The sequence below is a fragment of the Pseudomonas sp. LAMO17WK12:I10 genome (assembly GCF_900215185.1).
Lineage (GTDB): Bacteria > Pseudomonadota > Gammaproteobacteria > Pseudomonadales > Pseudomonadaceae > Aquipseudomonas > Aquipseudomonas chlororaphis.
Genome location: NZ_OBDX01000035.1, coordinates 39,915 through 53,420 on the forward strand (window position 1 = coordinate 39,915; position 13,506 = coordinate 53,420).

General features: G+C 66.4%; 13 protein-coding genes. 1 reads left to right on the forward strand and 12 read right to left on the reverse strand.

The features are described 5' to 3' along the window. Positions 1-56: 56 nt before the first annotated feature. A complete protein-coding gene (locus CRO75_RS28090; RefSeq protein ID WP_097139590.1) occupies positions 57-695 on the reverse strand; it encodes a TetR family transcriptional regulator in 639 nt (212 codons plus the stop codon). Positions 696-824: 129 nt separating this feature from the next. On the opposite strand from CRO75_RS28090, the gene CRO75_RS28095 reads away from it, so the two are divergent. After that, positions 825-1,484: a class I SAM-dependent methyltransferase gene (locus tag CRO75_RS28095; RefSeq protein ID WP_097139593.1), complete on the forward strand. Its 660-nt coding sequence runs from the start codon at positions 825-827 to the stop codon at positions 1,482-1,484. Positions 1,485-1,565: 81 nt separating this feature from the next. Here the strand turns inward: CRO75_RS28095 and CRO75_RS28100 are convergent, their stop codons facing one another. From CRO75_RS28100 to CRO75_RS28150, 11 genes are all read right to left on the reverse strand, one after another. Further along, a complete protein-coding gene (locus CRO75_RS28100) occupies positions 1,566-3,350 on the reverse strand; it encodes a SulP family inorganic anion transporter (protein WP_097139595.1) in 1,785 nt (594 codons plus the stop codon). Positions 3,351-3,393: 43 nt separating this feature from the next. Next, positions 3,394-4,215: a polyphosphate kinase 2 gene (gene ppk2, locus CRO75_RS28105; RefSeq protein WP_097139597.1), complete on the reverse strand. Its 822-nt coding sequence runs from the start codon at positions 4,213-4,215 to the stop codon at positions 3,394-3,396. A gap of 124 nt (positions 4,216-4,339) precedes the next feature. Continuing rightward, positions 4,340-5,950 (reverse strand): gamma-glutamyltransferase family protein, encoded by a 1,611-nt coding sequence (locus CRO75_RS28110; RefSeq protein WP_092418783.1) that lies wholly within the window; start codon positions 5,948-5,950, stop codon positions 4,340-4,342. Positions 5,951-5,983: 33 nt separating this feature from the next. Next, entirely contained in the window at positions 5,984-6,763 is a 780-nt protein-coding gene (locus CRO75_RS28115) for an amino acid ABC transporter ATP-binding protein (RefSeq protein ID WP_062825873.1), read from the reverse strand. Positions 6,764-6,765: 2 nt separating this feature from the next. Beyond that, entirely contained in the window at positions 6,766-7,533 is a 768-nt protein-coding gene (locus CRO75_RS28120) for an amino acid ABC transporter permease (RefSeq protein WP_085530872.1), read from the reverse strand. An 11-nt stretch (positions 7,534-7,544) separates the two neighbouring features. After that, positions 7,545-8,354, reverse strand: coding sequence for an ABC transporter substrate-binding protein (locus tag CRO75_RS28125; protein WP_097139599.1), 810 nt, complete (start codon positions 8,352-8,354; stop codon positions 7,545-7,547). A gap of 80 nt (positions 8,355-8,434) precedes the next feature. Further along, positions 8,435-9,103 (reverse strand): GntR family transcriptional regulator, encoded by a 669-nt coding sequence (locus CRO75_RS28130; RefSeq protein WP_085530874.1) that lies wholly within the window; start codon positions 9,101-9,103, stop codon positions 8,435-8,437. A gap of 224 nt (positions 9,104-9,327) precedes the next feature. Continuing rightward, positions 9,328-9,858, reverse strand: a complete 531-nt coding sequence (locus CRO75_RS33380) for a hypothetical protein (protein ID WP_239990652.1) — start codon at positions 9,856-9,858, stop codon at positions 9,328-9,330. Further along, on the reverse strand, positions 9,855-11,219 hold the full coding sequence (locus tag CRO75_RS28140; protein WP_097139639.1) for an MFS transporter: 1,365 nt from the start codon (positions 11,217-11,219) through the stop codon (positions 9,855-9,857). Before CRO75_RS28140 ends, CRO75_RS33380 begins: the two co-directional genes overlap by 4 nt. A gap of 252 nt (positions 11,220-11,471) precedes the next feature. Beyond that, positions 11,472-12,680 carry an acyl-CoA dehydrogenase family protein gene (locus CRO75_RS28145; protein WP_097139601.1) on the reverse strand — a complete coding sequence of 403 codons (1,209 nt, stop codon included), beginning with the start codon at positions 12,678-12,680 and terminating at the stop codon, positions 11,472-11,474. A 296-nt stretch (positions 12,681-12,976) separates the two neighbouring features. After that, positions 12,977-13,465: an AAA family ATPase gene (locus CRO75_RS28150; protein WP_097139603.1), complete on the reverse strand. Its 489-nt coding sequence runs from the start codon at positions 13,463-13,465 to the stop codon at positions 12,977-12,979. Between the last annotated feature and the right edge of the window lie 41 nt (positions 13,466-13,506).

A 13,506-nucleotide genomic window follows, 5' to 3' on the forward strand; every position in this document is an offset into this window, starting at 1 on the left:
CTTTGTCAGGATGCTTGCCCGCGCGCGCCAGGCCGGCAACCTCGCGGCTTTGCCGGTCAGCCAGCGCGGCGCGCCAGTTGCGTGAGGTAGGCGCAGAACATGTCTGCCATCGCGTCGGCGTAGGTCTTGATCTCTGCGGCGGTGCGCGGGCTTTCTGAAAAGTCCTTGCCCACGCTGCTGAGCGTGGCGGTGATCAAGTCGCTGGCCAGGGCGCGGGTTGCCTGCGGCGCCTCGGGCAGCGCCTCCTCCATGAAAGCCTGGAAGATCCTCTCTCCTTGCGCCTTCACGGCCTGCGCTTCGGGGGCGTCGCGGTACAGCGGCGCGGCGTCGTTGAGCGCCACACGCATCCTGGCTTCCTCGCACTCGGACTGGATAAACACCTGGACCAGCACCCGCAGCCGCTCCATCGGGGCTTTGCCACCCTCTTCGAGGATGCTGCGCAGCATCTCTGTGGTCTGTTGCCACTCATCGCTTTGCAGGCGGAACAGGATCGCCGCCTTGTTCGGGAAATATTGATACAGCGAACCGATGCTGACGCCGGCCTTCTCGGCCACCCGCGCAGTGGTGAAGCGCTGCGCGCCTTCCTTGGCCAAAACCTGAGTAGCGGCTTCCAGGATCGCCGCCACCAGCTCCGTCGAGCGTGCCTGTTTAGGCGCTTTGCGCGAGGAAACCTGCGGGGTCCGGCGGTTGCTCATGATGGCCCGACAGGGCCGCAGCCAATGCGAATAGCGGAGGGGGTCACTTGCTCATATCCTCTGAATGCGACGAATTGATCGCATTTTAGCCACGCGCCGCAAGGCGTCAACTTCGGACGGGATGCCCCCATGACCAGCACATTGACCACCTCCCCACTCGCGCCCCGGCTCGATCGCCTGTTCGAGCAGGCCAATACGGCGATCAGCCCGGCCGTCGCCGGCATCTCTCGCGAGGAACGCGAGCGCCTGATGCACAGCAAGACCGAATACCTGGATTTCTATGGCCACCTGAAAGACCTCTGGCTGCCCGTTTCCCGCGAGACCGGCGGGCTGCTGTACATGCTGGCGCGCAGCACCCGGGCCCGGCACATCGTCGAGTTCGGCACCTCGTTCGGCATCTCGACCCTGCACCTGGCGGCGGCCATCCGCGACAACGGCGGCGGCCGCCTGATCGGCAGCGAGTTCGAGGCGTCCAAGGTGCAACGGGCGCGCCAGCACCTGCTCGAAGGCGGCCTGGCCGACCTGGTGGAAATCCGCGAGGGCGACGCCCTCAAGACCCTGGCGGTCGATCTCCCCGAGTCCATCGACCTGCTCCTGCTCGACGGCGCCAAGGCGCTGTATGCCGATATCCTGGCCCTGGTCGAAAGCCGCCTGCGGCCGGGCGCGCTGATCGTCGCCGACAACACGGACTACTGCCCGGACTACCTGGCCCGGGTCCGTTCGCCCGCCAGCGGCTACCTGTCCGTGCCCTTCGGTGGCGACGTGGAACTGTCGATGCGGTTCGCCTGAGTCGCCCCTGGAAGGCGAGGCCCTGGTCAAGATCGGGACCTGATCACCCGCGACTTTGTCACCGAGTCGCGCCACCGCCGCTCAGCGATCCTCGCGCCCTTCCCCCTCCAGCGGATGCTGCGCGAGGTAGCTGTCGACGGCATCGCCGATGGTTGGGAAGAACGCCGCTTCGCCGAAGCGTGCGAACAGCCCGAACCGCTTCAGCTTGTCCTTGACCGGGTCTTTCATCTGGGCCACGCACAGCTTGATGCCGGCCTGGTGCAGGGTGTCGTCCAGTTCCGCCAGCATGTCGGCGGACGTCACGTCGACGCTGGTCACCGGTTCCGCCGCCACCACCAGCCAGCGCACCGGCGTTGGCGAGGCCGCCACGGCGTCCAGCACCCGGTCATGGAACAGCTCGGCATTGGCGAAGAACAACGGGGCGTCCCAGCGAAACAGCACCACGCCGGGGATCAGGCGCGCGTCGGGATAACGCGTGATGTCGTGATAACCCTTGACCCCTTCCGCCCGCCCCAGGACCGCCGAGTAAGGGCGCCAGCCATCCCACAGGAACTCGATGACGGCAATCACGATGGCCAGGCCGATGCCCTCGATCGCGCCCAGCGCGGCCACGCCGACGGTGCAGACGATGGACAGCCAGCACTCCCATTGCTGGATGCGATAAATCCGCCGCAGGTCGCTGACTTCGATCAGGCCGATGGCCGATGCGATCACCACCGCGGCCAGGGCGCTGGTGGGCAGGCTCTCCAGCAGGTTCGGGGCCAGCACCAGCAGCAAGGCCACGGCCAGGGCGCCTATGACTCCGCTCACCTGGGTCCTGGCGCCGGCGGCCTCGGCCACGGGGGTGCGCGAGGAGCTGCTGCTGATGGCAAAACCCTGGAAAAATCCGGCGGCCAGGTTAGCCACGCCAAGCCCGACCATCTCCTGGTTCGGATCGACATAGCTGTGGGTCCGCGCCGCGTAGACACGGGACAACACGCTGGTATCGGCGAACGAAACCAGGGCCACCGCGCAGCCGCCGATCAGCACCGGGCCGATATCGGCGCGGCTGATCCAGGGGATGGCGAACGCCGGCAGGCCTTGTGGCAGAGAGCCCTGGACCGACACGCCGGCTGTTGCCGCAAGGTCCAGCACCGCGACAGCGACGGTCGCCGCGGTGACGGCGATCAGGATGCCCGGCACCCGCTTACTGTTCTTGAACAGCAGGATCACCGCCAGGGTCGCCGCGCCGACCATGAAGGCGGTCCAGTTGGTCTTGCCCTCCAGCACCGCTGTGGCGATGGCCCACAGGTTGCTCAGCGGCCCGTTGGCCTCGACCGAAAAACCAAAGAACTTCGGCAACTGGCTGATCAAGACCGTCAGCGCGATGCCGTTCATGTAGCCGTAGCGGATCGGCTTGGAAAGCAGCTCGGTGACAAACCCCAGGCGCGCGATGCCGGCCAGGATGCACACCGCCCCGGCCACGATCGCCATCATCCCCGCCAGGGCGACCGCGCGCTGCGGGTCACCGCCGGACAGTGGCAGGACCACGGCGAGGATCACCGCGGCCAGCGAGGAATCCGGTCCCAGTACCAGGATCCGGCTGGGGCCGAACAGCGCATAGGCGAGCAACGGCACGATGGTCGCGTAGAGGCCGTAGATGCCGGGCAGTCCCGACGCCACCGCGTAGGCGATGCCGACAGGCACCAGCACCGTGGTCAGTACCAGCCCGGCCACGAAGTCATGACGCAACCAGGCCACGCGGTATTCGCGCAGCATGCGCAGCCCCGGCAGCCAGCGGCTCCAGCGATGCTGTTCGTCGCCGGCATCCCGGCGGGCGATCCGGCCAGGTTCCGGGACGGGCGGTGAAGACCCCGAATGGTTCATCGGACGCTGGTCCTTGGCGGGTAGACGGGCTGATGCCTGGCGCTCAGAACTGCTGCGGAACCCGTCGCAGCGGATGGTCCGATTCCCGATAGCCGCCCGGCTTCTGGCGTTTGGGCAACACCACTTTCTCCCGTGGTACTTCCTTGTAAGGAATGCGGCTGAGCAGGTCGCTGATGATGTTGAGACGCGCGCGGCGCTTGTCGTTGGAGTCGGCCACCAGCCAGGGCCCATGTTCGGTGTCGGTGGCCTTGAACATCGCGTCGCGGGCACGGGAATAGTCATACCAGCGGCTGTATGACTTGACGTCCATCGGCGTCAGCTTCCAGATTTTGCGCCCGTCCTTGATCCGTGCTTCGAGGCGGCGGGTCTGTTCTTCCTGGCTGACTTCCAGCCAGTACTTGAGCAGGATCACGCCCGAATCGACGATCGCCCGCTCCACCAGCGGCACCGCCTTGAGGAAGCCGTCCGCCTGCTCTTCGCTGCAAAAGCCCATCACCCGCTCGACGCCCGCGCGGTTGTACCAACTGCGGTCGAAGATCACCACTTCGCCCGCCGCCGGCAGGTGCGGCAGGTAGCGCTGCAGGTACATCTGGCTTTTTTCGCGGTCGGTCGGTGCCGGCAGCGCCACCACCCGGAACACTCGCGGGCTCAGGCGCTCGGTCAGGGCCTTGATGGTCCCGCCCTTGCCGGCGCCGTCGCGTCCCTCGAAGACGATGCAGATCTTGATGCCTTTTTCGCGCACCCACTCCTGCAACTTGACCAGCTCCACATGCAAGCGGCGCAACTGGTCCTCGTAGTCTTTTTTGTTCAGTTTCGCAGGTTCAGCGGGAGCGCCCTTGGCGGCGCCCTTTTTGTTTTTTGCCATGACCGGAACCTCATGCTCGCTTCCATCGATCGCGTGAGTCTAGTCGAGGATCCGGCCTCCACAGGACGGCCCGGGCCGGCCGGGAACGCGGCGAGGACAAACGCCCGCGCCCGCCCCCCGTGGCTCAAAACACCGCGATATGCGCATCCGTGCGCGGTTCGGTGCCGCCGCACAGCACGCCGGTTTGCGGGTCGCGCAGAATGATCTGCCCGCGCCCGTAGCTGGTCAGGTCGCAGGCCACCTGGACCTCGTGCCCGCGACGCGCCAGGGCGGCGGTCATGTCCCGCGAGGCGTTCTGTTCGATCCCCACTTGCAGCCCGCCCAGCCATTGCCAGCGCGGCGCATCCAGGGCCGCCTGCGGGTTGAGGCCGAAATCCACCAGGTTCATGACCATCTGCACATGCCCCTGGGGCTGCATGTAGCCGCCCATCACGCCAAACGGTCCCATGGGCACGCCGCCCTTGCTGAGGAACCCCGGGATGATGGTGTGGAAGGTCTTCTTGCCGGGCGCCAGGCAGTTGGCATGGGCGGGGTCGAGGCTGAATTCTTCGCCACGGTTCTGCAGGGCGATGCCGCTGTCGGGCAGCACCACGCCCGAGCCAAAGCCGTGGTAGTTGCTCTGGATGAACGACACCATGTTGCCCTCGGCATCGGCGCTGGCCAGGTAGACCGTGCCGCTGGCGTGCGGGTCGCCCGGCTGCGGGGCCTGCGCCTGTTCGCCGATCTGCGCCCGGCGCTGGGCCGCATAACGGTCGCTGAGCAGGTCCTCCACCGCGACCCGCATATGCGCGGGGTCGGTGATGTAGTGCAGGCCGTCGCTGTAGGCCAGCTTCATCGCCTCGAGCTGGCGGTGCCAGGTCTGCTGGCTGTCGCGATGATCGAAGTCGAAGCCTTCGAGAATCTTCAGGGTCATCAATACCACCAGCCCCTGGCCGCTCGGCGGAATCTCCCAGACGTCCACGCCGCGATAGTTGACCTTGATCGGCTCGACCCACTGGGCGCGGTAATCCTTGAGGTCGCTGGCACGCAGATAACCGCCGGTGGCCCGCGAATGCTGGTCCAGGCGTTGCGCCAGGGCCCCTCGATAGAAGCTCTCGCAGCCGGTGGCGGCCAGTTCCGCCAGGGTCCGGGCTTGCGCCGGATTGCGAAACATTTCCCCGGCCCGCGGTGCCCGGCCGTCGATCAGATAGGTGTCGAACCAACTGTCGAGCACGGTGTTGCGGCTCGGGGTGAAGTTCTCCAGCGCGCTTTGCCATTGCAGGGCAACCACCGGCGACACCGGGAAACCGTCGCGCGCCAGGCTGATGGCGGGTTGCAACAGGTCGGCGAATGGCAGGCGGCCGAAACGCCTGGAAAGCTCGGCCCAGGCCGAGGGGCAACCGGGAACCGTCACGGGCGTCCAGCCGTGCAAGGGCATCTGTTCATGACCAGCGGCTTTCACCGCCTCGATGCTCAGGGCCTGGGGCGCCACGCCGTTGGCGTTGAGGCCGTGCAGTTTGTCCTGGGTCCAGACCAGGGCAAAGGCGTCGCCACCGATGCCGCATCCCGTGGGCTCGACCACGGTCAAGGCCGCCGCCGTGGCGATCGCGGCGTCGATGGCGTTGCCACCGCGACGCATGATTTCAATGCCGGCCTCGGCGGCCAAGGGCTGGGACGCGGCGACCATGCCGCGCTTGGCGAACACGCTTTGCCGCTGGGAGGCGTAGGGGTACTCATGGGCAGAAAATTCGAACATGGCAGGTCTCACACACATATTGAGGGTTCGGGTTCACAACACCCGGCTGAGAAAGGCCCGGGTCCGGGCGTGGCGTGGCTGGCTGAAAATCTGCTCGGGCGGGCCCTGCTCGATCAGTTCACCTTGATCGAGCACCACCACCCGGTCGGCGACCTCGCGGGCAAAGCCCATTTCGTGGGTGACCACCACCATGGTCATGCCCTCCTCCGCCAGCTCCTTCATCACTTGCAGCACTTCGCCCACCGTCTCCGGGTCGAGGGCGCTGGTCGGTTCGTCGAACAGCATCGCCTGGGGCTTCATCGCCAGCGCCCGGGCGATGGCCACCCGCTGTTGCTGGCCGCCCGACAACATTGAAGGATAGTGCCCCGCCTTCTCCGCCAGCCCCACGCGCTTGAGCAGCGCCCGCGCCTGTTCCTCGGCCGCGGCGCGCGACACGCCCAGGACGTGGATTGGCGCTTCGATGATGTTTTCCAGGGCGGTCATGTGCGGGAACAGGTTGAAGCGCTGGAACACCATGCCGATGTCCCGGCGCTGGCGGGCGATGTTGCGTTCCGAATCGCGCACCAGGCTGCCGTCGGCCCGCGTGCGGTAGCCCATGGGCTGGCCGGCAACGCGGATCTGCCCGGCCTGGATGTCCTCCAGCAGATTGATGCAGCGGATAAAGGTGGTCTTGCCCGAGCCGGAGGCGCCGATCAGCACCACCACTTCGCCGCGCCGGACCTGCAGGGAGATGCCCTTGAGGATCTCCAGGTCGCCGAAGGACTTGTGAATATCCAGGGCTTCGATGACCAGTTCTTCATTCATGTGCGGCATGTTCAACGCCCCCTCAGCAGTTTCAGGGTGTGACGCCCGAACAGACGACTGGCCGCCGGCGCCGGGCGGTCGGACTGGCCGAAGCGGTTCTCCAGCCAACGCTGGAAAAAGCCCCAGAGCGTGGTCAACGCCAGGAAGTAGATGGCGACCACCAGGTACAGCTCGAACACCCGGAAGGTCGCCGAAGTGACCATCTGCGTACTGAGCAGCAGCTCCTGCACGCCGATGACGCTGACCAGCGTGGTGTTCTTCAGCATCACGTTGAACTCGTTGCCCAGCGGCGGGACGATCACCCGGAACGCCTGGGGCAGCACGATGCGCCGCATCAGTTTGGGGAAGGTCATGCCCAGGGAGCGCCCGGCTTCGTACTGTCCTTTATCGACCGCACCGATGCCGGCGCGGATGATCTCGGCCATGTACGCGCCTTCGTTGAGGCCCAGGGCGATGATCGCCGCCTGGATATTGCCCGGCACCACCAACCAGCCCAGGTCCAGGTCCTCGAAGCGGAAAATCCCCCCGGCCGCCAGCGCGGTGTACAGGAACACGATCTGCACCAGCAGCGGCGTGCCGCGCATCAGCCACACATAGAAGCGCACCGGGTACTGCAACAGCGGGTTGCGCGACAGCTTCATCAGCGCCGCCAGCAACCCCAGCACACAGCCCAGGAGCATGGCCGACACGCTGATCAGACAGGTCAGCCCGAGCCCCGTCAGATAGACATCGCTGGGCAGCAACAGGTACTGCCAGAACACGTCCCAATTGAAGTTCATCGAGCTCGCCCTCAGTCCAGTTTGTCGCTGCCGACGTGCCATTTATCCAGCAGCGCGGCGTAGCTGCCGTCGGTGCGCATGTCCTGCAAAACCTGGCTCAGCGCCGCGCTCAGTTGCGGGTCCTGCTTGCGCACGCCGAAGCCGGTGAGGATCCGGTTGAACGCCGGCACCGCCGACTGGAACAGGTCCGGGGCCAGTTGCTGATAGTGCCCGGCGGACTCCACCGTGGTGCCGAAGGCGTCCACCTGGTTGATGCGCAGCGCCTGGAAGGCATCGGCGTCGACGTTGTACACCACCAGTTTCATCGGTGGCTTGCCGGCCGCCAGCAGCTTGTCGTTCTCGGCGCCGAGCAGGATGCGGATGGTCGAACCGTTGCTCACCGCTACCTTGAGCCCGGACAGGTCCTCCAGGCTGTTCACCGCCTTGGGGTTGCCCTTGGGCACCACGATCGACTGGCTGGAGTACATGAAATTGACGATGTCGATCACTTCCCGGCGCTCGGGTTTGTCGAACAGCTGGTCGACGATCATGTCGCATTGCTGGGCCAGCAGCGCCGGGATCAGCCCGGCGAACGGCGAGATGCGCCATTCGACTTGCTTGCCGCCCAGGCGCTGGGCAATCGCCTCGCCCATGTCCACCTGCAACCCCACCGGTTTCTGCTGCGTGTCGAACGACACCAGCGGCGGCGAGTCCATGCCGGAGCAGTAGACGATTTTCTCGCTCTTGCTCAGGCGTTCCGGTAACTCGGGGGCGGCCTGCGCCCACAGGGAACAACACAGACTCAAGGTAAAAACGGCAGCTGACGCGCAAGGCTTGTGCATGGCATTACTCCAGTCATGTCGGGTAGCAAGGGGGGATGGCGTTCACCTCAAGCGTGAAGCGCCCGGCGAACAGTGCGTGGTTACTGATGGGCCTCCAGGAACTGGATCAGCCGCGGGATGGTGCCTTCGATGTGCTCGCACACCACCTGCGCCGCCTTGTCCGGATCGCCGGAACGCAGCGCGGCAATGATCGAGGCATGTTCGTCACGGGCGCTGCGGGGCTTGTCGGCGTGCTGCAGCCACAGGCGCATGTGCGGCTCGATCACCGAATACAGCGCCGAGATCTGCCGCATCAGCCGCGGGCGTTCGCTCAGGCTGCACAGGTATTCATGGAAGGCGCGATGGCGGCTGACCCACTCCGCGCCGTCTTCGCGGTAGTCGTCCATCTCGTCGAGCAGGCGCTCCAGATGGCTGAAATGACGCTCGGTGATCTTGCCCGCCGCCACCCGGATCGCCAGGCCTTCGAGGGCACTGCGCATTTCGAAGACCTCGCGCATTTCGTCGATGTTCAGGCCACGCACGATGGCCCCGCGATTCGGTCGCAGGGTCACCAGGCCATCGGCATCCAGGCGCCGGAAGGCTTCGCGTACCGGCATGCGGCTCATGTTGATTTCGCTGGCGATGTCCTCGGCGATCAGCCGCTCGCCGGTGCGAAAGCGCCCTTTGCAGATCGCTTCCAACAGAAAGTTGTAGGCCTCCTCCTCCGCGGTCACGGGCTGGCGCTCGGTATAGGCTGGGGCAAATTTCATCGGCGGCACCTTTTGTATTTTTGTATCCAATTATCCATATAGCCAAAACAGCACATTGCGTGCCAAGGACCCTGCCCGATTTACAGGTACTTGATTCGCTTGGCTTTTACTTGTCCGGTAAGGCTGGCGAAGAAGATCGGCAGCCAGGACGGCGAGTGAAAACGCCCCAGGACGGGGCCTGTCGGGCACGGAAAATGTGCTCGTGGTAACACCGGATGCGCGGGTCACCCGGTGCGGCTTGCGCCGTAGTAGCTGGACGCCGCGCGCGCATTGAGCTGGGCGTAGAAACCGCCGGCCTGGCGGGCAGGTGCCGGACTTGCCAATGGCGGTAGTGGCGATCGCCCGAAGGCGAGGAAGACGAACTCATGAGCGATGGTTGCCTGGAAAAAACCTGTGGCCGCGCAGCTTCCAGGCAAGAATGGGCGCGCTGGCGCCCGTTGCAATACGGTGGTCAAAGCGTGGCCCGGTAGCGGATTTCCTCCAGCGTCCGGCCCCCCCCTGGAAATGCTCCGCCGCGAGCGGTTGTCGGCCCGCAGCCCGGCGTTGCGGTAGAAGCCTGTGGCCCGCGTATTGTCGAACACCTCGGGCGAACCCTGTTCGATCGACTGTCGCCACCAGCCCTGGCGTTGCTCCTGGGTGTTGTCCAGGGAAGCCAGGTAATCGTCAGGCATCAATCCAGGGTAAGCCTGCTGCCAGCTGCGAATCTGCACCTGGGCAATGTCCGGCGCATCCGTGGGACGGGCGAGGCGGATCATCGGTTATCTCCTGTATACACGGCGGCGCCCGCCGCCGGCGAAAGTCTGCGGAACACCAGCGCCGACAACGCGCAAAACCCGCCGCCGACCAGCATCACCAGGGCCACGTCGCTTTCCGCGATGCCGGCGTGGCCGCGCAGCGCCATGACCAGGCTGAGCAACGCCGCCGCGACCCCCACCGACAGGCTCATGCTCAGCTGGATGGTCATGGCCGCCAGGCTGCTGGCGCGGCTGGACAGCTCGGCGGGAACGTCGGCGTAGGTCAAGGCGCCCAGGGTACTGAACTGCAGGGAGCGGATGATGCCGCTGCCAAACAGTAGCAGGATCACCAGCCAGTACGGCGTTGCAATATCGAAAGTGGCGCAGGCGGCTATCGTCAGCCCGGTAAGCAGCGCGTTGACCGTCAGGGTGCGGCGAAAGCCGAAGCGGCTGACGATCCGCACCGCCAGCAGCTTCATCAGGAACGCCCCCGCGCCACTGGCAAAACTCAAGAGCCCGGCCTGCAAAGGATTGAGGCCGAAACACAGCTGGAACAGCAGCACCAGCAGGAACGGCTGCGAGGCGCTGCCGATGCGCAGCAGGTTGCCGCCCCAGAAACTCAGGCGGAAGGTCGGGATGCCCAGCAACGAAAGGTCGATCAACGGCTGCGCCACGCGCCTGGCGTGCCTGACGTACAAAGCGGCGCAGAGCACCCCGGCGACGATCAACATCAGCGCCCACTGCCGTTCCAGCAGGCCGTGGCCGAACGCCTCGAAACCAAACACCAGGCCGCCCAGGCCAACGCCACTGAGCAGCAGCCCCACGCCATCCAGGGGCCGCCCGCGGGCGCCGGGATAGTCGGGGATGTAGCGCAGCACCAGCAACACCCCGAGGACGCCGATGGGCACATTGATCAGGAATATCCACTGCCACGACAGCAAGGTCACCAGCAGACCGCCCAGGGGCGGCCCCAGCACCGGGCCGATCAGCGCCGGAATGGTCAGGTAGGACATGGCCCGCAGCAGGTTGTCCCGGGCCGACCAGCGCAGCAGTATCACCTGCCCCACCGGCACCATCATCGCCCCGGCGGCGCCTTGGGCCATGCGCGCCAGCGACAGTTGCAGCAACGAACCGGCACTGGCACAGGCCACCGAGGCCAGGGTGAACAGCAAGATGGCGCTGACGAATACCCGGCGCGGGCCGAAGCGGTCCGCCGCCCAGCCACTGACCGGCACGAACAGCGCCACCGCCAGCAGGTACAGGGACACCACCAGGTTCATCCGCACACTGGGTTCATTGAAGTCGCGGGCCATCTGCGGCAAGGCTGTCAGCACGGCGGTGGCATCGATCAGTTCCATGAACAGCGCGCAGCCGATGATCATCGGCACCCGCCGCTGGCTGCCCTGCGCCCCCTGGCTCATGGCGCCGGGCGTCGATCGACCAGGGTGGCGCAGATACTGAAGGTCGCCGACCTGCGGGCCGCCGTTATTGTGTGTATACATTGAAACCCCACGGCCTGCGCCAGCTTCTGGCTGGCAATGTCGGCCAACGACGTGGTCAACCCCACAGGCCGTGGCCTGACCAGGCGCAGGCGCGCGGTGTCCACGGTCGTCGACCATTGAACGGCTGGCCTGTCAGAACAAGCCCGAGGTCGGAGGTGGCGTGCCCTTGAGCTGCCAGGCGCCGACCGCCGCGGCCTTCCAGTGCCGTGGGTTGTGGTTGGCCACGGTGCGCGCGTTGCGCCAGTGGCGGTCGAGGTTATGGGCACGGCCGGTGGTCGAGGCGCCACCGACGTCGAACACCAGCTCCGCCGCCTTGAGCGCCGACTCGGCGGCGATGTATTGCGCCTGGGCCACGTCCACTGCGGCCTGGTCCACCGCCTGCGGATCGAGATCGGCGGCCCAGGCGCGGTCGATGGACTCGGCCGCGCGCAGCACCACCGCTTCGGCGCTGAAGGCCCGGGCCGAGATGTCGCCGACGCTGAGTTCGACATAAGGATCGTCCACCGAGCGCGCGGCGCTGCTGTGCTTGATCGGCCGCGCGTGCTCATTGGCGAAGGCCACCGCGTCGTCCAGCGCGTTGCGCGCGATGCCGGCCTGCACCGCCCCCAGGAACAGCTGCAGGAACGGCGTGACGATGGTGCGCTTGCCCTCCTCCACGGTGCGGGTGCGAATCTCCTCGGCCTGGACCCGTACGTTGTGCAGGTGGGTGGTGCCGCTGGCGGTCAGCCGCTGCCCCATGGCGTCGAAGTCGTCCAGCAGCTCCAGGCCCTGGCGATCGCGGGGCAGGACGAAGGACACCGGCTGGTCGTTCTCGTCCAGGGCCACCGCGCTGACCCAGTCGGCATACAGCGACCCGGTGCTGTAGTACTTGCTGCCGCTGGCCCGGTAATGGGCGCCGTCGCGAACGATGCGCGCGCTGATCGTGCCGTTGGCGCCACCGACTTCCCAGCCGGCGTTGCCCAGCACCGCGCCCTGCAGGTAACGCTCGAACCAGCGCTCGCGCTCGGCCTCCGCGCCCTCGGCCCGGGAGGCCAGCAAGCCCTCGACGAAGCCGAAACCCGGGCGCAGCGCCTGGGCCACGTTGGAGTCCACCGCGGCGATGCGGATCAGCAGCGCGATCAGTTCCTTGACCGAGCCGCCCGCGCCGCCGTAGCGCCCGGGAATCCGGCAGGTGAAAAATCCCGCCTTGGCAATCTGCGCCACCGCGTCGAACGGCAACTGTCGTTCGCGCTCGCGTTGCGCGGCGCCCTGGGCGATCTCCGGCAACAGCCGGTCGGCCCGGGCATTGAGTTGTTCCACCGAGACAATCGGGCGTTCGGGTACAGCGGATAAGCTGCTCATGGCATTTCCTTGTGCGAAATTCGGGGTTAGATGGCGATTTTGTTACAGGCTGCAAAGGGTGGCGGGAGCGATGGGGGGATAGATCCTGGGCGACCTGGGTCGCGGGCTGTGCAATTGCAGAGGCTGGGCGGGTTCTCGCATGGGTGCTGATAGGCCTTGGGTCCGGGAACCAGGCTATTGCACAAGGCATGCCGGGTTTTCCAACCCGTAAACCGGCACTGTGGCCGGCGCTGCCCAGGTGGCAGGCAAACAATCTGTTCGGCCGCTGTTGGCTGAGCAACAGCGCCGTCGGCGCCTCAGGCGAGGTCGCCCTCGCCCGCCGCTTCCACCCGCAGGAAACCCTCTGCCTCGCAGGGCGGTTCGAGCATGGCGAAGACACTTTTCAGCGCGGCTTCGGGCACGCGCTTGTCCGAGGCGCGCCGTGCATTGCGCGACAGCGCCTGTTCCAGGGACGCGCGGACGAAGACGCCGATGGCCGGCACCGCGTACTGCCGGGCCAGCGCCAGCAAGCGCTGGCGATGCCGCCGGGCGGGCAAGGCCGCGTCGAAGACGATCGCCCGGGCGCCGAGGCGCTCGGCATTCTCCGCGACCCAGCGCGACTTGCCCGCGCCCTGCACGCCCATGACCACATACAAGCGGGCCCCCGCGGCGGCCCTCGACAGCTCCGTTTCCAGCCGCGCATACGCCAAGGCCCAGGCCTGCTTGTTGCGCTCGGGCGTGAACTCGCGGCCGAACTCGGTCTCGAGGTAATCGTCGGGGTTGATGACCTGGGCAATATTCTCCATCTCGACTCCTGCCTGCTGGTGGTGGCTGATGACCGGGGGCC

Excerpts from the sequence above, each read along its gene's own strand:
- CRO75_RS28090 (WP_097139590.1), bottom strand. The coding sequence starts at position 695 with ATGAGCAACCGCCGGACCCCGCAGGTTTCCTCGCGCAAAGCGCCTAAA.
- CRO75_RS28095 (WP_097139593.1), top strand. The coding sequence starts at position 825 with ATGACCAGCACATTGACCACCTCCCCACTCGCGCCCCGGCTCGATCGC.
- CRO75_RS28100 (WP_097139595.1), bottom strand. The coding sequence starts at position 3,350 with ATGAACCATTCGGGGTCTTCACCGCCCGTCCCGGAACCTGGCCGGATC.
- ppk2 (WP_097139597.1), bottom strand. The coding sequence starts at position 4,215 with ATGGCAAAAAACAAAAAGGGCGCCGCCAAGGGCGCTCCCGCTGAACCT.
- CRO75_RS28110 (WP_092418783.1), bottom strand. The coding sequence starts at position 5,950 with ATGTTCGAATTTTCTGCCCATGAGTACCCCTACGCCTCCCAGCGGCAA.
- CRO75_RS28115 (WP_062825873.1), bottom strand. The coding sequence starts at position 6,763 with ATGCCGCACATGAATGAAGAACTGGTCATCGAAGCCCTGGATATTCAC.
- CRO75_RS28120 (WP_085530872.1), bottom strand. The coding sequence starts at position 7,533 with ATGAACTTCAATTGGGACGTGTTCTGGCAGTACCTGTTGCTGCCCAGC.
- CRO75_RS28125 (WP_097139599.1), bottom strand. The coding sequence starts at position 8,354 with ATGCACAAGCCTTGCGCGTCAGCTGCCGTTTTTACCTTGAGTCTGTGT.
- CRO75_RS28130 (WP_085530874.1), bottom strand. The coding sequence starts at position 9,103 with ATGAAATTTGCCCCAGCCTATACCGAGCGCCAGCCCGTGACCGCGGAG.
- CRO75_RS33380 (WP_239990652.1), bottom strand. The coding sequence starts at position 9,858 with ATGATCCGCCTCGCCCGTCCCACGGATGCGCCGGACATTGCCCAGGTG.
- CRO75_RS28140 (WP_097139639.1), bottom strand. The coding sequence starts at position 11,219 with ATGATCATCGGCTGCGCGCTGTTCATGGAACTGATCGATGCCACCGCC.
- CRO75_RS28145 (WP_097139601.1), bottom strand. The coding sequence starts at position 12,680 with ATGAGCAGCTTATCCGCTGTACCCGAACGCCCGATTGTCTCGGTGGAA.
- CRO75_RS28150 (WP_097139603.1), bottom strand. The coding sequence starts at position 13,465 with ATGGAGAATATTGCCCAGGTCATCAACCCCGACGATTACCTCGAGACC.